At 68.9% G+C, this 21,049-nt stretch carries 12 protein-coding genes; 9 read left to right on the top strand and 3 right to left on the bottom strand.

What is annotated here, in order from left to right:
• Positions 1-34 precede the first annotated feature (34 nt).
• Genes V2S04_RS06775 through V2S04_RS06765 form a run of 3 tightly spaced genes read left to right on the top strand, consistent with a single transcriptional unit; the run spans position 35 to position 5,183 of the window.
• A complete protein-coding gene (locus tag V2S04_RS06775) occupies positions 35-2,083 on the top strand; it encodes a hydantoinase/oxoprolinase family protein (protein ID WP_413637727.1) in 2,049 nt (682 codons plus the stop codon).
• Positions 2,080-3,741, top strand: coding sequence for a hydantoinase B/oxoprolinase family protein (locus V2S04_RS06770; protein ID WP_413637726.1), 1,662 nt, complete (start codon positions 2,080-2,082; stop codon positions 3,739-3,741). Before V2S04_RS06775 ends, V2S04_RS06770 begins: the two co-directional genes overlap by 4 nt.
• On the top strand, positions 3,738-5,183 hold the full coding sequence (locus V2S04_RS06765; RefSeq protein WP_413637725.1) for an NAD(P)/FAD-dependent oxidoreductase: 1,446 nt from the start codon (positions 3,738-3,740) through the stop codon (positions 5,181-5,183). The genes V2S04_RS06770 and V2S04_RS06765 overlap by 4 nt, the downstream gene beginning before the upstream one ends.
• A 17-nt stretch (positions 5,184-5,200) precedes the next feature.
• Here the strand turns inward: V2S04_RS06765 and V2S04_RS06760 are convergent, their stop codons facing one another.
• Positions 5,201-6,070 carry a spermidine synthase gene (locus V2S04_RS06760; RefSeq protein WP_413637724.1) on the bottom strand — a complete coding sequence of 290 codons (870 nt, stop codon included), beginning with the start codon at positions 6,068-6,070 and terminating at the stop codon, positions 5,201-5,203.
• A gap of 20 nt (positions 6,071-6,090) precedes the next feature.
• A complete protein-coding gene (locus V2S04_RS06755; RefSeq protein WP_413637723.1) occupies positions 6,091-7,314 on the bottom strand; it encodes an LCP family protein in 1,224 nt (407 codons plus the stop codon).
• Between the two features lie 163 nt (positions 7,315-7,477).
• Between V2S04_RS06755 and V2S04_RS06750 the strand changes: the two genes are divergently transcribed.
• The 4 genes from V2S04_RS06750 (at position 7,478) to V2S04_RS06735 (ending at position 12,851) form a co-directional block, all read left to right on the top strand.
• Complete coding sequence (locus V2S04_RS06750; protein WP_099196575.1) at positions 7,478-9,154, top strand: ABC transporter substrate-binding protein; 1,677 nt, start codon at positions 7,478-7,480, stop codon at positions 9,152-9,154.
• Positions 9,155-9,223: 69 nt separating this feature from the next.
• Entirely contained in the window at positions 9,224-10,228 is a 1,005-nt protein-coding gene (locus V2S04_RS06745) for an ABC transporter permease (protein ID WP_413637721.1), read from the top strand.
• Positions 10,228-11,175, top strand: a complete 948-nt coding sequence (locus V2S04_RS06740; protein ID WP_099196573.1) for an ABC transporter permease — start codon at positions 10,228-10,230, stop codon at positions 11,173-11,175. The genes V2S04_RS06745 and V2S04_RS06740 overlap by 1 nt, the downstream gene beginning before the upstream one ends.
• 11 nt (positions 11,176-11,186) lie before the next feature.
• A complete protein-coding gene (locus V2S04_RS06735) occupies positions 11,187-12,851 on the top strand; it encodes an ABC transporter ATP-binding protein (protein ID WP_413637719.1) in 1,665 nt (554 codons plus the stop codon).
• Between the two features lie 10 nt (positions 12,852-12,861).
• Here V2S04_RS06735 and V2S04_RS06730 read toward each other — a convergent pair whose 3' ends face one another.
• Entirely contained in the window at positions 12,862-13,365 is a 504-nt protein-coding gene (locus tag V2S04_RS06730; protein ID WP_413637718.1) for a hypothetical protein, read from the bottom strand.
• Positions 13,366-13,569: 204 nt separating this feature from the next.
• Here V2S04_RS06730 and V2S04_RS06725 point away from each other — a divergent pair, with 204 nt between their 5' ends.
• Positions 13,570-17,070: a DNA-directed RNA polymerase subunit beta gene (locus V2S04_RS06725; RefSeq protein WP_413637717.1), complete on the top strand. Its 3,501-nt coding sequence runs from the start codon at positions 13,570-13,572 to the stop codon at positions 17,068-17,070.
• 46 nt (positions 17,071-17,116) lie between these two features.
• Positions 17,117-20,992 (top strand): DNA-directed RNA polymerase subunit beta', encoded by a 3,876-nt coding sequence (rpoC, locus tag V2S04_RS06720; RefSeq protein ID WP_413637716.1) that lies wholly within the window; start codon positions 17,117-17,119, stop codon positions 20,990-20,992.
• Positions 20,993-21,049 lie beyond the last annotated feature (57 nt).

Raw genomic sequence — 21,049 nt, 5'->3', positions numbered from 1 at the left:
CGCGCAATGGAGCCCGAAGACGGAAGGCGAAGACGTGAACGCTGCGAACTGGACGGTCAGCATCGATGCAGGAGGAACGTTCACCGATGCCATAGCGCGCTCGTCGCACGGCGACGTCGCGGTGGCCAAGGTGGCATCCACGCCCCACGACCCCTCGCAGGGGCTCAGCAACGCCATCCTCGCGCTCGCCGTCGAGGGGCTGCCGCTCGACCGGGTGAGCCTGCTGTGCCACGGCACCACCGTCGCCACGAACGCGATCCTCACCGACGAGCTCGCGCCGGTCGCCCTGGTGGCCACCGAGGGCTTCCGCGATGTCATGGGCTACCGCCAGAGCAGCCGGCCCGACGTGTACAGCCTCACGCCCGAGCGCCCCAAGGAGCTCGTGCCGCGGCGCGCCCGCGTCGAGGTGCGCGAGCGGATCGACAGCCGCGGGCAGGTGCTCACCGAGCTCACGGACGCCGAGATCAAGCGGGTCGTGGCCGAAGTCGTCGCGACCGCGCCCTCCGCCGTCGCCGTGAGCCTGCTGTTCAGCTACCTGAACGACGAGCACGAGCGCCGCATCGGCGAAGCGCTCAGCAGGGCTCTGCCCGGAACCCCGGTCTCGCTCTCGAGCGACGTCGCCCGCGAGTTCCGCGAGTACCCGCGCACGGCGACCACCGTGATCAACGCCGCACTCCGCCCCGTCGTCGGCGGCTACCTGGAGCGCGCCGAGGCCGCGGTCGGCGAGGCCGGCCTGAGCGCGCCGTTCCTCGTCATGCAGTCCAACGGCGGCAGCGTGCCCGCCGTCCGCGCCGAGCCGCAGTCGCACCAGCTGGTGCTCTCGGGCCCGGCGGGCGGTGTGGCGGGGTTGCTCGACCTCGCCGAGGTGCACGGCATCGGCAACCTCATCAGCCTCGACATGGGCGGCACCTCGACCGATGTCTGCCTGGTGCGCGAGGGCAGGGCGCCGTTCGCCCGCGAGCAGCACGTGCACGGTCACACCCTGCTCGCCCCGACCGTCGACATCCACACCATCGGCGCCGGCGGCGGCAGCATCGGCTGGGTCGATCAGACCGATCGGCTGCGCGTCGGGCCGCAGTCCGCGCGGGCCGTGCCCGGCCCCGCCAGCTACGGCCGCGGCGGAACCGAGCCGACCATCACCGACGCGCACGTCGTGCTCGGCACCCTGGGCGGCGGCGACCTGGCCGGCGGACTCACCCTCGACCGCGAAGCCGCGATCGAGTCCATGCGCACCGTGGGCGAGCGGCTGGCGCTGTCGCCCGAGGAGACCGCCGAGGCGATCCTCGCGATCGGGCTGGCGCACATGGTGCAGGCCGTGCGCAAGGTGAGCATCGAGCGCGGGCTCGACCCGAAGGAGTTCTCACTGGTGCCGTTCGGCGGTGCGGGCCCCCTGCACGCCGGGCTGCTGCTGCAGCATCTCGGGCTGCGCTCGGTGATCGTGCCCCGTCAGCCGGGCCTGTTCTCGGCCGACGGCCTGCTCGTCGCCGGAGTGCGCTTCGACGACTCCCGCACCGTGCTGAAGACCTTCGACCCGGCGGCGATCGCCGAGATCGAGCAGTGGTACGCGTCGGCCGCCGAGTCCGGCCGGCAGCGCCTGATCGCCGACGGCGTCGCCCCCGGTGACATCGCCGTGCTCGCCTCGGTCGACTGCCGTTACCGCGGACAGGGGTACGAGCTGACCATCCCGCTTCCCGATCACGGCGAGCAGGGGCTGCTGCGCGCGGCAGAGCTGTTCCACGAGGCGCACGCCGAGCTGTACGGCCACGCCAACCGCGGCGAGGACGTCGAGCTCGTCACGGTGCGCATCGCCGTCACCGGCGCGCTCGCCCGCCCCGCCGCGGGCGCCGACCTGCCCGAGCCGCAGGACGGTGCGGCGCTCATCGCCCGCCGCACGGTGCTCATCCCGGGTGCCGGACCGACCGAGGTCGACGTGTACGACCGCGCCCTGCTGGCAGCCGGCACCGTCTTCGCCGGTCCGGCGATCGTGCAGCAGATGGACTCGACCACCTTCGTGCTGGCGGGGCAGACCGTCACCGTCGCCGCGCAGGGCGACCTCATCATCACCCAGGAGGACCAGGCATGACCACGCAGAACGCACAGACGCTCGCTCCCCGGCAGATCGACCCGGTGACCTTCGAGGTCGCCGCGGCCGGCCTGCAGTCGGCGGCCGAGGAGATGGGCAGCGTCCTCAAGCGCTCCAGCTACAGCCCCATCATCCGCGACATGGATGACTTCTCGTGCGCGCTGTTCACGGCATCCGGCGACCTGGTCGCCCAGGCCGACTACATTCCGGCGCAGCTGGGCGCGATGTCGCTGGTCGTGAAGTCGGTGCTGCAGCGCTGGGGCGATCGCATCCAGGAGGGCGACGTCTACATCTGCAACCACCCGTACCTGGGCGCCATGCACCTGCCCGACATCAACATCATCGCGCCGGTGTTCCTCGACGGCACGCTGCTCGCCTGGACGGGCACCGCGGCGCACCACATCGACGTCGGCGGTGTGAACCCCGGCAGCGAAGGCCCCGAGCTGCAGGACCTCTTCGGCGAGGGGCTGGTCTTCCCGCCCGTGCGCCTGTCGATCGCCGGGGTCGAGAACGAGGATCTCATCGCCCTCGTCTCCGACAACATCCGCGACCCTCTCAGCACCGTCAGCGACCTGCGCGCGCAGCGTGCGGCGTGCCACCTCGGCATCCGCCGCGTGCTCGAACTCGCCGAGCGCTACGGGCGACCCACGCTCGAGACCGTCATGGCGCAGATGCTCGACTCGGTCGAGGCCGGCGTTCGCACCGCGCTGCGCAACCTGCCCGACGGCGAGGGGCAGGCCGAGGGCTTCCTCGACGACGACGGCCGTGACGGCGCACCGACCCGCATCCATGTGGCCGTGCGCAAGGAGGGCGACCGCCTGATCATCGACCTCTCCGGCTGCGACCCGCAGACGGCCGGGGCGATGAACGTGCCGTGGGCCAGCACGCGCGCGGGGATCGTCTACGGCGTGCGCGCCGTGGTCGCTCCCGCGCTGGGCGCCAACGACGGGCTGCTGCGGGCGCTGGAGGTCGTGGCGCCGCAGGGCATCGTGCTCAACCCCCTGCCGCCGGCCGCCGTGTCGATCCGTCACAACACCTGCCAGCGCTTCGCCGACACCCTCATCCGCGCGCTGTCCGACCTCTGGCCCGAGAAGGCCGTCGGCAGCAGCACCGTGAGCTTCTTCTGCTTCAACGCCGGCAGCACCGATCCGTTCACCGGGCGGCCCGCGGTGATGGCCGACGTCGTGGGCGGAGGCACCGGCGCGACGCCGTTCGGCGACGGCATCGACGGCGTCGACACCTACATGTCGAACGTGGGCGTCATGCCCGCCGAAGTGGTCGAGACGAACTACTCCATCCGCGTGCTCAAGACCGAGTTCGTCGCCGGCTCGCAGGGCGAGGGGCGGTTCAACGGCGGCCTGGGACTGCGACGCGAGTACATGATCCTCGACCACCCGCAGCGCGTCACCTTCTACTCCGAGCAGACCCACGAGGACTTCCGCCCGAGCGGCGCGGCGGGCGGCTCGGACGGGCGGGCCACGACCATCACGCTCGTCGACCCGTCCGGTCGCGAGACGGTGGCGCCGTCCAAGGCCTCGACCACGCTCGACGCGGGCACGATCGTGCGCGTCGAGACCGCCGGCGGCGGCGGCTACGGCGACCCGAGCCTGCGCAGCGCCGAGGCCCGGGCGGCCGACCTGGCGGACGGGCGACTGTGAGCGGCACGACCGCCCGCCCCGTCGACGACGCGCCGGCCTACACCGCCGAACGCCGTCACCCCGTGGAGCTCATCCTCGCCTCGCTCGCCGATGCCCGGCCGACGCCGTATTGGACCGACGCGCTTGCCGCCGTCGAGGCGGCCCCCGCGCTGCAGGGCGACATCGAGACAGACCTGCTGGTCGTCGGCGGCGGATACTGCGGGCTGTGGACGGCACTGCTGGCCAAAGAACGCGACCCCGACCGAGAGGTGGTGCTCATCGAAGGGCGCCGCATCGGCTGGGCAGCGAGCAGCCGCAACGGCGGCTTCTGCGAAGCGACCCTCACCCACGGCGTTGCGAACGGGCGTCGCCGTTTCGCAGCCGAGCTGGACGATATCCGGAGGGAGGAGCAGGAGAACTTCGCAGGTTTGCGCGCCACCCTCGAGCGGTACGACATGCAGGTCGAGTTCGAGAATGCCGGAGTGCTCGCGGTCGCCACCGAGCCGCACCAGGTCGAGGCGCTGCGCTCGGCCGCCGGGCCGCACGCGCGATTCCTCGACGGGTCCGAGCTGACCGGGCTCATACGCTCGCCGCTGCACCGGGCGGGTCTGTTCAAGACGGACGGCTACGCGCTGGTGAATCCCGCACGACTGGTCGGGGAGTTGCGTCGAGTGTGCCTGCAGCTGGGTGTACGCATCCACGAGAGCACGCCCGCTCTGCGCATTCGGAAGGCCCCTTCCGGGGTCGCCGTGCGCACCCGCGGCGGCACCATCACGGCGCAGCGGGTGGCGCTGGCGACCAACGGATTCCCCTCGCCGCTGCGGCGCCTGCGGCTGTGGACCATACCGGTCTACGACTACGCGCTCATGACCGAGCCGCTCACCCCGGCTCAGCTCGAGGCGATCGGCTGGGTGGGCCGGCACGGCCTCACCGACAGCGGGCGGCAGTTCCACTACGCGCGCAAGACGGCCGACGACCGGATCCTGTGGGGCGGCTTCGACGCGGTGTACCACCGCGGCGGGCGCATCCTCGACCGGCACGATCAGCGCGAGGAGACCTTCGAACGCCTCGCCGACCACTTCTTCAGCACGTTCCCCGCGCTGGAGGACGTGCGATTCACCCACAAGTGGGGCGGCATGATCGACATGTCGACCCGCCTGGTCGCCACCCAGGGCACCGCGCTCGGCGGCGCTGTCGCATACAGCATCGGCTACACGGGCCTCGGCGTCGCCGCCACCCGGTTCGGCGCGGCCGCGATGCTCGACATGCTCGATGGTCTGCAGACCCGTCGCACCTCCCTCCGGCTCACCGTGGGACTGCCCTTTCCCGTGCCGCCCGAGCCGCTGGCCAATCCGCTCATCCAGCTTGTGCGTCGAGCGGTCGCGAAGGCCGATGAGAACGGCGGTCGGTCAGGGCTCCTGCTGAGAACGCTCGAGAAACTGGGGATCGACTTCGACTCGTGACCGAGGGGGCCGAGCCGTCACCGCAGGAAGATGCTCGCGTCGGGTCGGGGGGATGCCACGGCATCCGCGTCGGTGACGACGGCGGCGCCCTTCGCGAAGGCCGCGACCTCGGCATCCTGAGCGATCTTGGCCGGATGCGGGCCCGCGGCCAGCAGGCGGGGCAGCCACTCGGTGGGCAGCGCGGTGCGCGAGGCGGCCAGCACGAGATTGCCGAACCGCCGCCCCTTCAGCACCTGCGTGTCGGCGAGCAGCGCCACCTCGTCGAACACGCTCATCGTGGTGGCCACCTGACGGCGCGCGAAGGCGAGCCCCGGGCCGTCGGCGACGTTCACCAGCAGCACGCCCGTCGGCGCGAGCAGGTCGGAGATCTCGCGGTAGAACTCGACGCTGGTCAGATGCGCGGGCGTCTGCGCCCCCGAGAACACATCCGAGACGACGAGATCGCAGTGCCCGGCGAGCGCGGGCGGCAGCCGGCGCAGCCCCTCGCGCGCGTCGCCGATGCGGATGCGGATCGCCGCCGAGCGGGGAAGCGGAAGGTGCTCGCGCACCAGCGTCACCAGCGGCCCCTCCAGCTCGATCACCTGCTGACGCGACCCGGGCCGGGTCGCCTCGATGTAGCGCGGGATGGTCAGCGCGCCCGCGCCGAGATGCACGGCGCTGAGCGGGGCGGATGCCGAGGAGCCGAGCTGGTCGATCACCGCACCCATCCGCACGATGTACTCGAAGTGCAGGTGGGTGGGATCGTCGAGGTCGACGTGCGACTGGGGCGTGCCGCCGACGATCAGCTCGAACCCGTTCGCGAACTCGCTGGGTGCGACCTCGGCGGTGCCTCCGTGATCGAGCCGCGCCTGCGGATTCGCGGCATCCCGCGCGCGTGCTCTTCCCATGCTTCGAGAGTATCCGGCGCTCAGCGGCGCCGACCGCCCGAGCAGGTGTCCTGGTTGAGGTCGATGCCGCTGATCTGGTCCGACAGCACGACGCCCTCGGTCGCGGACGGCGACGGCGACGGCGCGGAGGAGGGGGTGTCGGCCGGCGCGGGCGTCTCGGCGACCACGCCGCCGTGGTTGCTCGCCTCGCCGGTGATCCGCATGGACTCGCCGGTGCGGATCGCCTCCCACATCGGCAGCGCGGCGCTCTCGTTCGTCACGACCCGGTTGGCGTCTGCCGGGTCTTCGACGGTGGGCAGCTGCAGGAACTTGAACTCGTCGAACGGCACATCCTTCAGCGCCAGGGCGAGCTGCGCGAGGCGCACGGGGTTGGCCAGGCTCTCGCTCGGCTCGACGTTGTCGGCGACCACGTTCGCCAGGCGCAGCACCTTCGGCACATCGGTGAGGGTCTCGCTGCTGAGGATCTTCCTCGCCAGGCGCGACATGTACTGCTGCTGGTTCGAGATGCGGGCCAGGTCGCTGCCGTCGCCGATGCCCTTGCGCACGCGGATGAACTGCAGCGCCTCGTAGCCCGAGACGGTGCGCGGGCCCGGATCCCAGTCGATGTCGGTGTGCCGGTCGCGGATGCCCGTGCCGCCGACGCAGATCTCGACGCCGCCGATCGCGTCGGTGATCTTCATCACGCCGTCGAAGCTGAGCTTCGCGGCGAAGCCGATGTCGATCCCGCTGAGCTCGGTGACCGACTTCGCGACGCACGACAGCCCGGCGCGCTCGAAGACGGTGTTGATGGCCGCCTTGGACGATCCGGATGCCACCGAGCCGTCCTCACGGGTGCACTCGGGCACCTCGAGCATGAGGTCGCGCGGCAGCGACACGACGCTCACCTTGCGCGGCTCGGGGGAGACGTGCACGAGCAGGTTGACGTCGTTGCGGATGCCCTCCTCGCCGATGCAGCGCTCGCCGAGCTTCTGCTTCGACACGGCGCCGCACTCGTCGGTGCCGACGAGGAGGATGGCGAATTCCCCGTCGTACGCGCCCAGCGAGGGCGGCGCGACGTCGGGAGCCCCCTCCAGCTCGACCGCGCCGTCGCTGACCCGCAGCGCGAGGTCTGCGGCGATGAAGCCGCCGATCCCGATCGCCGCGACGGTGACGACGGCGACGCCGATGCCCAGCATCCGCAGGGCCGACCCCCACGCCGACGGGGTGCGGTGCGGCGCGTGCTGGGCGACCGTCGTGCGCTTCATGGCATCCGACCCTACAGCGGCCGACCCGTGGCCAGCTGATACCGGATCGCAACACGCGAGAGTTTGGAGTTCGACGCGGCCGCTGAGTAGCGTCAAGACATCATGTGCGGGTGCGATGAGGCATCCGGTCCATGCGAAGAAGCATTCCACAGAGAGGCACACCATGCTCCACAGCACCCGCAGGCGAGGCTTCGCGCTCGCCGCCGGCACCGCCGTCGCAGCGATGCTGCTGACCGGCTGCGTCGCCAGCCAGCGTGACGACGACAACGGATCGGACGCGTCCAGCGACGTCGACAGCACCTTCGTCTTCGCCGCGTCGTCCGACCCGCAGGGCCTGGACCCCGCGCTCGCGCAGGACGGCGAGACGTTCCGCGTCTCGCGTCAGATCTTCGAGGGACTCGTCGGCACCAAGCCCGGCACCGCAGACCCCGCTCCGCTGCTGGCCGAGTCGTGGGAGTCGTCCGAGGACGGCATGACCCACACCTTCGACCTGAAGACCGGGGTGACCTTCCACGACGGCACGCCGTTCAACGCCGAGGCCGTGTGCGCCAACTTCGACCGCTGGTACAACTGGACCGACCTGCTCGCCTCCGAGGCGCTCGGGTACTACTACAACAAGCTCTTCCGCGGCTACGCGTCCAACCCCGCCGACGCCGTCTACAAGTCGTGCACGCCCGACGGCGACGACAAGGTCACCATCGAGCTGAACAAGCCGTTCGCCGGCTTCGTGGCATCCCTGTCGCTGCCGGCGTTCAGCATGCAGAGCCCGTCGGCGCTGCAGGAGTTCAAGGCCGATGAGGTCGGCGGCACCGCGGCGGCTCCGACGCTGTCGGAGTACGCCAAGGGACACCCCGTGGGCACGGGACCGTTCCAGTTCGACTCGTGGGCTCCGGGTGAGAACGTCACCCTCAAGGCCTACGACGACTACTGGGGCGAGCAGGGTCAGATCGAAGAGGTCATCTTCCGCGTCATCGACGACCCGACCGCTCGGCGCCAGGCCCTCGAGGCCGGCGACATCGACGGCTACGACCTGGTCGGCCCGGCCGACACCAAGGCCCTCGAGGAGAAGGGGTTCACCATGGTGTCGCGCAAGCCGTTCACCATCCTGTACCTCGGCTTCAACCAGGCGGTGCCCGAGCTGCAGGACATCAAGGTGCGCGAGGCTCTCTCCTACGCGATCGACAAGGACGCGCTGATCAAGCAGGTCCTGCCTGAGGGCACCGAGAAGGCCACGCAGTTCGTGCCGCCGGTGGTCAACGGCTACAACAAGGACGTCACCACCTTCGAGTACGACCCGGCCAAGGCGAAGTCGATGCTCGAGGAGGCCGGCTACACGGCCGACAAGCCGCTCACGCTGACCTTCAACTACCCGGTCAACGTGTCGCGTCCGTACATGCCCAATCCCGAGCAGATCTTCACCGTGCTGGCGAAGCAGCTCGAGGAGGCCGGTGTGAAGGTCAACCCGCAGACCGACGCCTGGAGCCCGGACTACCTCGAGAAGATCTCGAGCACGCCCGACCACGGCATCCACCTGCTCGGCTGGACGGGCGACTACAACGACACCGACAACTTCGTCGGCGTCTTCTTCGGCCAGAAGAGCGCGGAGTGGGGCTTCGACAACCCCGAGCTGTTCTCGGAGCTGGCGGATGCCCGCGGCATCTCGAACATCGACGAGCAGACGAAGGCGTACGAGAAGATCAACGAGGATGTCGCGGAGTTCATCCCCGGCGTCCCGCTGGCGCACCCGGCACCGACGCTGGCGTTCGATGAGCGCGTGAAGAGCTACCCGGCCAGCCCGGTGAACGACGAGGTCTTCTCGGAGATCGTCCTCACCAAGTAATGCCCGCTGCGTCGTCCGCCTCGGACCCGTGCGGTCCGGGGCGGACGACGTGCCCCGACGGAGAACTTCGTGCTGCGAACTATCGGCAAGCGGCTGCTGCTGCTCATCCCCACCCTCTTCGGCCTCAGCATCCTGCTGTTCGCCTGGGTCCGCGCCCTGCCCGGCGGGCCCGCTGTCGCCCTGCTCGGTGAGAAGGCCACCCCCGAGGCGGTCGAGCAGGTCAACCAGCTCTACGGCTTCGACCGGCCGCTCATCGAGCAGTACGTCACCTGGATCGGCCGACTGCTGCAGGGCGACTTCGGCTCGTCGATCGTCACCTCGAGGCCGGTGGTGGAGGAGTTCTTCCGTCGCTTCCCGGCGACGATCGAGCTGAGCATCGCCGCCCTCATCTTCGCCGTCGGCGTCGGCATCCCGCTCGGGTACTGGGCGGCCCGTCGCCACGGGCGCTGGACCGACCACTCGGCGGTCATCTTCAGCCTGGTCGGCATCACGATCCCGGTGTTCTTCCTGGCGTTCATCCTGAAGTACGTCTTCGCCGTGCAGCTGGGCTGGCTGCCGTCGGACGGGCGGCAGAGCCCGCGCATCGACGCCACCCACGTGACCGGGTTCTACGTGTGGGACGGCATCATCACCGGCGAGTTCGACGCCGCGTGGGACGCGATCCTGCATCTGCTGCTTCCGGCGCTGGCACTGGGCACCATCCCGCTGGCGATCATCGTGCGCATCACCCGGGCCAGTGTGCTCGAGGTGCAGAACGCCGACTACGTGCGCACCGGCAAGGCCAAGGGCGTCGCCCCGTCGACGCTGCGCAACCGGTTCATCCTCCGCAACGCCATGCTCCCGGTGATCACGACCATCGGCCTGCAGACCGGTCTGCTCATCTCGGGTGCGGTGCTCACCGAGACGGTCTTCGCCTATCCCGGTATCGGGTCTTTCCTCGCGCAGTCGATCTTCGCGCGCGACTTCCCGGTGCTGCAGGGATTCATCATCTTCATCGCGATCGCGTACGCGCTGATCAACCTGGCCGTCGACGTGTCGTACAGCCTGATCGATCCGAGAGTGAGGGTTCAGTGATGAGCGCAGTGCTCCCACCCGCACAGGGCGGCGAGGTGCTCGACACCGTCGCCGTCGGCCAGGCCGATCTGCGATCCGGCGGCGGCTTCTGGAACGACGTGTTCCGGCGCCTGCGCCGCAATCCCGCGGCATGGATCGGCGCGGTCATCGTGCTGATCTTCCTGCTGGTGGCGGCGCTCGCGCCGCTGATCGCGCCGTACCCCGAGACCGCCCTGCCGGGCACGAAGTACATCACCCCCACGAGCATCCCGGGCATCGGCGAGGTCGACGGCTTCCCGCTCGGCCTCGACCGCTTCGGCGGCGACGTGCTCTCCAAGCTGATCTGGGGTGCGCAGGCGTCGCTGCTGGTCGGTGTCGTCTCCACGGCGCTCGGCCTGGTGGGCGGCATGCTGCTCGGCCTTCTCGCCGGCACGTTCGGCGGCTGGGTCGACACGCTGATCATGCGCATCGTCGACATCATCCTCTCGGTGCCGAACCTGCTGCTGGCCGTGTCGATCGCGGCGATCCTCGGGCAGACCCCGTCTGCGGTGATGATCGCCATCGGAGCCTCGCAGGTGCCCATCTTCGCCCGACTGCTGCGCGCGTCGATGCTGCAGCAGCGCTCGGCGGAGTACGTGCTCTCGGCGCAGACGCTCGGCCTCGGCCGCGGGCGCATCACCATGTCGCACGTGCTGCCCAACGCGATCGGCCCGGTCATCGTGCAGGGCACGCTGACGCTGGCGACCGCGGTGATCGACGCCGCAGCCCTGTCGTTCCTCGGCCTGGGCGGCGGCCGGCCCGAGACGGCGGAGTGGGGGCGGATGCTGACCTACGCGCAGAACGAGCTGGCGATCGCACCGCAGCTCGCCTTCCTGCCCGGCATCTGCATCGCCGTCACGGCGCTGGGATTCACCCTGTTCGGCGAGGCCCTGCGCGAGGCCATGGACCCGCGGACGCGTGCGCGATGAGGAACGAGACGATGAACACGAATCCGGATGCCGTGCGCCAGCCGCTGCTGCAGGTGTCGAACCTCGCCGTCGACTTCGGCACCATGGACGGCGTCGTGCACGCCGTCGAGGGCGTCGACCTCGAGATCGCCCCCGGTGAGACGGTCGCGATCGTCGGCGAATCCGGATCGGGCAAGTCGACGACCGCGATGGCCGTGATCGGCCTGCTCGCCTCCGGCGGTCGCGTCGCGGGCGGGAGCATCACCCTCGACGGTCGAGAGCTCGTCGGCATCTCCGAGAACGAGATGCGCAGGATCCGCGGGCGCGACATCGGCATGGTGCCGCAGGACCCGATGTCGAACCTCAACCCGGTCGCGAAGATCGGCACCCAGGTCGCCGAGACGCTGCTCGCACACGGCCTGGCGAACCGCGGTGACGTGCAGCAGAAGGTCATCGAGGCGCTCTCGGCGGCGGGACTCCCCGACCCCGAGCGTCGTGCCAAGCAGTACCCGCACGAGCTGTCGGGCGGTCTGCGCCAGCGCGCGCTGATCGCCATCGGACTGGCGTGCCGGCCTCGCCTGCTCATCGCCGACGAGCCCACCAGCGCGCTCGACGTCACCGTGCAGCAGACCATCCTCGACCAGCTCGAGGAGATGACGCGCGAGCTCGGCACCGCCGTGCTGCTCATCACGCACGACCTCGGCCTCGCTGCCGAGCGGGCGCAGCGCGTCGTGGTGATGCACCGAGGCAAGGTGGTCGAGCAGGGGCCGGCGCGGCAGATCCTCGAGGACCCGCAGCACCCCTACACGCAGAGCCTGGTGAAGGCCGCGCCGTCGATCGCGGCCGCCCGGCTGCAGCCGGAGGTGTTCGAGCAGCACCGCGAGACGGATGCCGGCGAGGAGCCCGCCGTCGACAACATCGTCGAGATCGAGGGGCTGCGCAAGGTCTACCCGATCCGCGGCCAGGCGGAGGACTTCGTCGCCGTCGACGACGTCTCGCTCGCGATCCCGCGCGGCAAGACCGTGGCGATCGTGGGGGAGTCGGGTTCGGGAAAGACGACCACGGCGCGCATGCTGCTCAAGCTCATCGAGCCCACCGCAGGTACGATCCGCTTCGAGGGCAACGACATCGCGAAGCTCGACCGTGCGCAGTCGCGTGAGTTCCGGCAGCGCGTGCAGCCGGTCTTCCAGGACCCGTACTCGAGCCTGAATCCGATGTTCACGATCGAGCGCCTGATCGCCGAGCCGCTGGAGTTCTACAAGCGCGGCAGCCGGGCCGAGCGCCGCGCGCGGGTGCGCACGCTGCTCGACGACGTCGCCCTGCCGCAGACGATGCTGCAGCGCTACCCGTCCGAGCTCTCCGGCGGTCAGCGCCAGCGCGTCGCGATCGCCCGGGCCCTCGCGCTCTCGCCCGACCTCGTGGTCTGCGACGAGCCGGTCTCGGCGCTCGACGTGCTCGTGCAGGACCAGATCCTCACCCTGCTCGGCGACCTGCAGAAGGAGTACGGGCTCAGCTATCTGTTCATCTCCCACGACCTCGCGGTGGTGCGGCTGATCAGCGACTACGTCTGCGTGATGAAGGACGGCGCGCTGGTCGAGGCGGCGAGCTCGGAGGAGATCTTCACGAACCCTCGCGATCCGTACACCCGGCGGCTGCTGGCATCCATCCCCGGCAACGAGCTCGGCATCGCCTCCTGACGCGGCGAGGTCAGCCGCGCAGATCCGGGTCGCGGGCCCAGCGCGGAGCGAGCGCGCGAACGCGCAGGGCCCGTGCCTGCCAGGTCGCCCACAGCACCGGCCACAGCAGCGCGGCGGTCGGCCCGTCGAAGGTGAGCCGATCGCGCCACAGCGTGCGGTCGGGCCGTCCGGGCTGGGAGGAGACCGCCATCTGGTGATCCCACACGTCGAGCCCGCCGAGCGGTCCGGTCAGGGGGATGCCGCTGTCGCGGAGGATCCGCACCGGGCCGTCGGGGGTGTCCACCGTGCGGTCGCTGATGTGGATCAGCTGGGATCCGACCGGGATGCGCCCGAACGCCGCGAGGCGCACGGGCACCTCATCGCCGGGCATCCACCGCTCGGGCAGCCCGTCCGGCAGCACCGGCGCCATCTGCAGCAGCGGCGCGTACAGCTCGCCGACGACGCGCGGGGAGTGCAGCGCCCGCCACGCGGTGTCCGGGTGGCAATCGACGGTGAACTTCAGCACGATGCGCATACTGAAGTGTCGCTCATACCGCAGCATCCGACATTGGTCAAGGATTCCGCTTGCCATGTCGTGAAATCGTGCGTATAGTTGGTAGTTGCGCTCGCTTCTCCGTGCCCTCATATGGTGGTCGGCATCCGTTGAGCTCTCGAGCGCGTACTCCACCGACGTCTAGGAATCGACCAGCCCCTGCACGGGCTCACGGAGGTTACTCCCTTGGCTGCTGCTCGCAACGCATCCACATCCACCACCAACAAGAACGGCCGCGGAGTCTCCCGCCTCTCGTTCGCCAAGATCTCCGACACGCTCGACGTTCCGGATCTGCTGGCTCTGCAGACCGAGTCGTTCGGCTGGCTCGTCGGCAACGACGACTGGAAGGCGCGCGTCGCCGAGGCCAAGAAGTCCGGCCGCAGCGACGTCTCCGAGGTCTCGGGCCTGGGTGAGATCTTCGAGGAGATCTCCCCGATCGAGGACCTCGGCGAGACCATGCAGCTCTCGTTCACGAACCCGTACCTCGAGCCCGAGAAGTACTCGATCGACGAGTGCAAGGAGCGCGGCAAGACCTACGCCGCCCCGCTGTACGTCGAGGCCGAGTTCATGAACCACCTCACCGGTGAGATCAAGACCCAGACGGTCTTCATGGGCGACTTCCCGCTGCAGACCGACAAGGGCACGTTCATCATCAACGGCTCGGAGCGCGTCGTCGTCTCGCAGCTCGTGCGCTCGCCCGGTGTCTACTTCGACAAGACCCCCGACAAGACCAGTGACAAGGACATCGTCACCGCTCGCGTCATCCCCAGCCGCGGCGCATGGCTCGAGTTCGAGATCGACAAGCGCGACCAGGTCGGCGTGCGCATCGACCGCAAGCGCAAGCAGTCCGTCACCGTCTTCCTGAAGGCGCTCGGCATGTCGAGCGAGCAGATCCTCGCCGAGTTCGCCGGGTTCCCCTCGATTGAGGAGACCCTGGCGAAGGACACCATCCTCACCCAGGAAGACGCGCTGCGCGACATCTACCGCAAGCTGCGTCCGGGCGAGCAGGTGGCCGCCGAGGCCGCGCGCTCGCTGCTCGACAACTTCTACTTCAACCCGAAGCGCTACGACCTGGCGAAGGTGGGTCGTTACAAGATCAACCAGAAGCTCGGTCTCGCCGCTCCCCTCACCGACTCGGTGCTGACCGTCGACGACATCGTCGCGACCATCAAGTACCTGGTGCGCGTGCACCGCGGTGACGAGACGTTCGAAGGCATCCGCGGCGGCAAGAAGACCGAGATCCGCATCGCCACGGACGACATCGACAACTTCGGCAACCGTCGCATCCGCGCCGTCGGCGAGCTGATCCAGAACCAGGTCCGCACCGGTCTGTCGCGCATGGAGCGCGTCGTCCGCGAGCGCATGACCACGCAGGACATCGAGGCGATCACCCCGCAGACCCTGATCAACGTGCGTCCCGTCGTGGCCGCGATCAAGGAGTTCTTCGGCACCTCGCAGCTGTCGCAGTTCATGGACCAGAACAACCCGCTCGCGGGTCTGACCAACAAGCGCCGCCTGTCGGCCCTGGGCCCCGGTGGTCTCTCGCGTGACCGCGCCGGCGTCGAGGTGCGAGACGTGCACCCCTCGCACTACGGCCGCATGTGCCCGATCGAGACCCCTGAAGGCCCGAACATCGGTCTGATCGGTGCGCTCGCGACCTTCGCGCGCATCAACTCGTTCGGCTTCATCGAGACCCCGTACCGTCGCGTCGTCGACGGTGCCGTCACCGACCAGATCGACTACCTCACGGCAGCCGAGGAGGTCGACTTCAACATCGCTCAGGCGAACGCACCGCTGGACAAGAACGGCCGCTTCACCGAGAGCCACGTCCTGGCCCGCCCCCGCGGCGGATCGGGTGAGGTCGACCTGTTCCTGCCCGAGGAGATCGGCTACATCGACGTCTCGCCGCGCCAGATGGTGTCGGTCGCGACCTCGCTGGTGCCGTTCCTCGAGCACGACGACGCGCAGCGCGCGCTCATGGGCGCCAACATGCAGCGCCAGGCCGTGCCGCTGCTGCGCTCGGACTCGCCGCTGGTCGGCACCGGTATGGAGGGCTACACCGCGATCGACGCCGGTGACGTCGTCACCGCGCTCAAGGCCGGTGTGGTCAGCGAGGTCTCCGCAGACCGCGTCGTCGTCATGCTCGACGAGGGCGGCACGCAGGAGTACCACCTGCGCAAGTTCGACCGCTCGAACCAGGGCACGTCGTACAACCAGCGCGTGATCGTCAGCGCCGGTGAGCGCGTCGAGGTCGGCGAGGTCATCGCCGACGGTCCCGCCACCGAGAACGGCGAGCTCGCGCTCGGCAAGAACCTGCTCGTCGCGTTCATGCCGTGGGAGGGTCACAACTTCGAGGACGCCATCATCCTCAGCCAGGAGCTGGTGAAGGACGACACCCTCTCGTCGATCCACATCGAGGAGTACGAGGTCGACGCCCGCGACACCAAGCTGGGCAAGGAGGAGATCACCCGTGACCTCCCCAACGTCAGCCCCGAGCTGCTGAAGGACCTCGACGAGCGCGGCATCATCCGCATCGGCGCCGAGGTCCGCCCCGGCGACATCCTCGTCGGCAAGGTCACGCCCAAGGGCGAGACCGAGCTGTCGGCCGAGGAGCGCCTGCTGCGCGCCATCTTCAACGAGAAGAGCCGTGAGGTCCGCGACACCTCGCTGAAGGTGCCGCACGGTGAGCAGGGCACGATCATCGCCGTCAAGGAGTTCGACGCCGAGGAGGGCGACGACGAGCTGGGCTCGGGCGTCAACCGCCGCGTCGTGGTCTACATCGCCCAGAAGCGCAAGATCACCGAGGGTGACAAGCTCGCCGGCCGTCACGGCAACAAGGGCGTCATCGCGAAGATCCTGCCCGTCGAGGACATGCCGTTCATGTCAGACGGCACGCCGGTCGACGTCGTGCTGAACCCGCTCGGCATCCCCGGTCGAATGAACTTCGGCCAGGTTCTCGAGACCCACCTGGGCTGGATCGCCAAGACCGGATGGAAGGTGGAGGGTGAGCCCGAGTGGGCCGCCAAGCTGCCCGAGAACGGTCGCGACGTCGCCCCGAACACCAAGGTCGCGACCCCGGTGTTCGACGGTGCCAGCGAGTCGGAGATCTCGGGTCTGCTCGACTCGACCCTGCCCACCCGCGACGGCGTGCGCCTGATCGACTCGTCGGGCAAGACGCAGCTGTTCGACGGCCGCTCGGGTGAGCCGTTCCCGGCTCCCATCTCGGTCGGCTACATGTACATCCTGAAGCTGCACCACCTCGTCGACGACAAGATCCACGCTCGTTCGACCGGCCCCTACTCGATGATCACCCAGCAGCCGCTCGGCGGTAAGGCGCAGTTCGGTGGACAGCGCTTCGGTGAGATGGAGGTGTGGGCTCTCGAGGCTTACGGTGCCGCCTACGCACTGCAGGAGCTGCTCACGATCAAGTCCGACGACATCCTCGGCCGCGTCAAGGTGTACGAGGCCATCGTCAAGGGCGAGAACATCCAGGAGCCCGGCATCCCCGAGTCCTTCAAGGTGCTCATGAAGGAGATGCAGTCGCTCTGCCTGAACGTCGAGGTGCTCTCGGCCGACGGCACCGCCGTCAACCTGCGGGACACCGACGACGAGGCCTTCCGCGCAGCGGAGGAGCTCGGCATCAACATCTCCAGCCGTTTCGAAGCCGCGTCGATCGACGAGATCTGATCTCGGCCCTCGACAAGCGACAGATTTTTTCTACACAGGAGAACTAGTGCTCGAATCAACCACTTTCGATGAGCTTCGAATCGGCCTGGCCACCGCTGACGACATCCGCGGATGGTCCTTCGGTGAGGTCAAGAAGCCCGAGACGATCAACTACCGCACGCTGAAGCCCGAGAAGGACGGTCTCTTCGGCGAGCAGATCTTCGGCCCCTCCCGCGACTGGGAGTGCGCCTGCGGCAAGTACAAGCGTGTCCGCTTCAAGGGCATCGTCTGCGAGCGCTGCGGCGTGGAGGTCACCAAGAGCTCCGTCCGTCGTGAGCGCATGGGTCACATCGAGCTCGCCGCTCCCGTGACGCACATCTGGTACTTCAAGGGTGTCCCCTCGCGCCTCGGCTACCTGCTCGACATGGCGCCGAAGGACCTCGAGAAGGTCATCTACTTCGCCGCCTACATGGTGATCTCGGTCGACGAGGATGCTCGTCACCGCGACCTCGCCACGCAGGAGAACAACATCCGGCTCGAGCTGAAGACGCTCGGCGACCGCCGCGACGCGAAGATCGCGGAGCGGATGGCGAAGCTGGAGCAGGAGCTCGCCGCCCTCGAGGCGGAGGGCGCCAAGGCCGACGCCAAGAAGAAGGTCAAGGACGCCGCCGAGAAGGAGATGTCGCTCACCCGCAAGGGTGCCGACGAGGCGATCGCCAAGCTCGAGCGCGTGTGGGAGGACTTCCGCACGCTCGAGGTGGGCGCGCTGCGCCCCGAGGACGACGTGTTCCACGAGCTGCAGGACCGGTTCGGTCAGTACTTCGAGGCGCACATGGGCGCCGAGGCGATCAAGCGCCGCCTCGAGACCTTCGACCTGAAGGCGGAGGCCGACAGCCTGCACCTGCAGATCTCGGAGGGCAAGGGCCAGCGCAAGATCCGTGCGATCAAGCGCCTGACCGTCGTCAACTCGTTCCTCGAGACCGGCATGAGCCCGGCCGCGATGGTGCTCGACGTCGTCCCGGTGATCCCGCCGGAGCTGCGCCCGATGGTGCAGCTCGACGGTGGCCGCTTCGCGACCAGCGACCTGAACGACCTGTACCGCCGCGTCATCAACCGCAACAACCGTCTTCGTCGTCTGATCGACCTCGGCGCCCCCGAGATCATCGTCAACAACGAGAAGCGGATGCTGCAGGAGGCCGTCGACGCTCTGTTCGACAACGGCCGCCGCGGTCGTCCCGTCACCGGCACCGGCAACCGCGCCCTGAAGTCCCTCAGCGACATGCTGAAGGGAAAGCAGGGTCGCTTCCGCCAGAACCTGCTCGGCAAGCGCGTCGACTACTCGGGCCGTTCGGTCATCGTCGTCGGCCCGCAGCTGAAGCTGCACCAGTGCGGTCTGCCCAAGCAGATGGCTCTGGAGCTGTTCAAGCCGTTCGTGATCAAGCGCCTGATCGACCTCGGTCACTCGCAGAACATCAAGGCCGCCAAGCGCGCCGTCGAGCGCACCCGTCCCGAGGTCTGGGACGTGCTCGAGGAGATCATCCGCGAGCGTCCGGTGCTGCTGAACCGCGCACCCACGCTGCACCGTCTCGGCATCCAGGCGTTCGAGCCGCAGCTCGTCGAGGGCAAGGCCATCCAGCTGCACCCGCTCGTCTGCGCGGCGTTCAACGCCGACTTCGACGGTGACCAGATGGCTGTGCACCTGCCGCTGTCGGTCGAGGCTCAGGCCGAGGCCCGCGTGCTGATGCTCGCCTCGAACAACATCCTCAAGCCGTCGGACGGCCGTCCGGTCACCCTGCCCTCGCAGGACATGATCATCGGTCTGCACCACCTGACCACGGTCAAGGAGGGCGCAGCCGGTGAGGGTCGTGCGTTCGGCTCGGTCTCCGAGGCGATCCTGGCGAAGGACGAGGGCACCCTCGACCTGCAGGCGAAGGTCCGCATCCGCATCCCGGGTCTGACCTTCCTCGAGGGCGAGGCTCCCGAGGGCTACGAGCGTCACGGTCTCGTCGACGCCTCGCTCGGCCAGGCGATCTTCAACGGCGCGCTGCCGAAGGGCTACCCCTTCGTGCGCGGCCAGGCCGACAAGGGCAAGCTGTCGCAGATCGTGAACAAGCTGGCCGAGGAGTACCCCAAGGTCGAGACGGCCGCCACGCTGGACCGCATCAAAGATGCCGGTTTCCACTGGGCGACCCGCTCGGGCGTCACCGTCGCGCTCAGCGACATCCTCACCCCGCCGAACAAGGCCGAGATCGTCGCCGGCTACGAGAAGCAGGCCGCGAAGGTCCAGTCGCAGTACGACAAGGGTCTGACCACGGATCTCGAGCGTCGTCAGGAGCTCATCAAGATCTGGACCGAGGCGACCGACGAGGTGCAGGCCGCGATGCGCGAGCACTTCCCCGAGGACAACACCATCAACCGCATGGTGACCTCCGGTGCGCGTGGTAACTGGCTGCAGATCCGCAACATCGCGGGTATGCGCGGTCTGGTGAACAACCCCAAGGGTGAGATCATCCCCCGTCCGATCATCTCCTCGTACCGCGAGGGTCTGTCGGTGGCGGAGTACTTCATCGCGACGCACGGTACCCGCAAGGGTCTGGCCGACACCGCTCTGCGCACCGCCGACTCGGGTTACCTGACCCGTCGTCTGGTGGACGTGTCGCAGGACGTCATCATCCGCGAGCAGGACTGCGGCACGTCGAAGGGCCTCGAGCTCCCGATCGCCGCTCCCAACTCACAGGGTGTGCTGACGCGCGACGCGAACGTCGAGAACTCGGTGTTCGCCCGCACGCTGGCATCCGATGTCGTCACCGAGGCCGGCGAGGTCGTCGCGACCGCCGGTGACGACGTGGGCGACGTGCTGATCGACAAGCTGGTCGAGGCCGGCATCGAGACCATCAAGGTCCGCTCGGTGCTGACCTGCGACTCGGCCGTCGGTGTCTGCGCGCAGTGCTACGGCCGTTCGCTCGCGACCGGCAAGACCGTCGACATCGGCGAGGCCGTGGGCATCATCGCCGCCCAGTCGATCGGTGAGCCCGGCACCCAGCTGACGATGCGCACCTTCCACACCGGTGGTTCGGCCTCGGCCGACGACATCACCCAGGGTCTGCCGCGTGTGCAGGAGCTCTTCGAGGCACGTACCCCGAAGGGTGCCTCCCCGATCGCCGAGGCCGACGGCCGCATCACGATCGAGGAGACCGAGAAGGCCAAGAAGGTCATCCTCACGCCCGACAACGGCGACGAAGAGGTGGTCTACCCGGTGCTGAAGCGTGCGACGCTTCTCGTCGAGGACGGCCAGCACGTCACCGTCGGTCAGCCCCTGCAGGTCGGCACGCTCGACCCGAAGGAGGTCATGCGAGTCATGGGGGCCCGCGAGGTGCAGAAGTACCTCGTCGGCGGCGTGCAGGGCGTGTACCGCTCGCAGGGTGTGCCGATCCACGACAAGCACATCGAGGTCATCGTCCGCCAGATGCTGCGCAAGGTCACCGTGGTCGACCACGCTGACACCACGCTGCTGCCGGGTGAGATGGTCGACTCGAAGCGCTACCAGCAGATCAACCGCGAGGCCGTGGCACAGGGCAAGCGCCCCGCGTCGGGTCGCCCGGAGCTGATGGGTATCACCAAGGCGTCGCTCGCGACCGAGTCGTGGCTGTCGGCCGCGTCCTTCCAGGAGACGACCCGCGTGCTCACGCAGGCCGCCATGGAGGGCAAGCGCGACCCGCTGGTCGGTCTCAAGGAGAACGTCATCATCGGTAAGCTCATCCCGGCCGGAACCGGTCTGTCGAAGTACCGCAACATCACGGTCGAGGCGACGGAAGAGGCCAAGAGCGAGCGCTACCCGAACCGGATCTTCGCATCCGACGGTGCGTACGCCGACGGCGACTTCGGCTATGTCGACTTCGACGCGTTCTCGACGGACGACATCACCCCCGGCACCTACAACTGATAGGTCCTGAGTGATTCGCAAGGCCCCGGCCCCTCTTCGGAGGGCCGGGGCCTTTCC

This window comes from Microbacterium sp. OR21 (assembly GCF_047306785.1).
Lineage (GTDB): Bacteria > Actinomycetota > Actinomycetes > Actinomycetales > Microbacteriaceae > Microbacterium > Microbacterium esteraromaticum_E.
The sequence above is the reverse complement of the archived record's forward strand: the minus strand, read 5'-3'. Positions and strand labels throughout refer to the sequence as shown.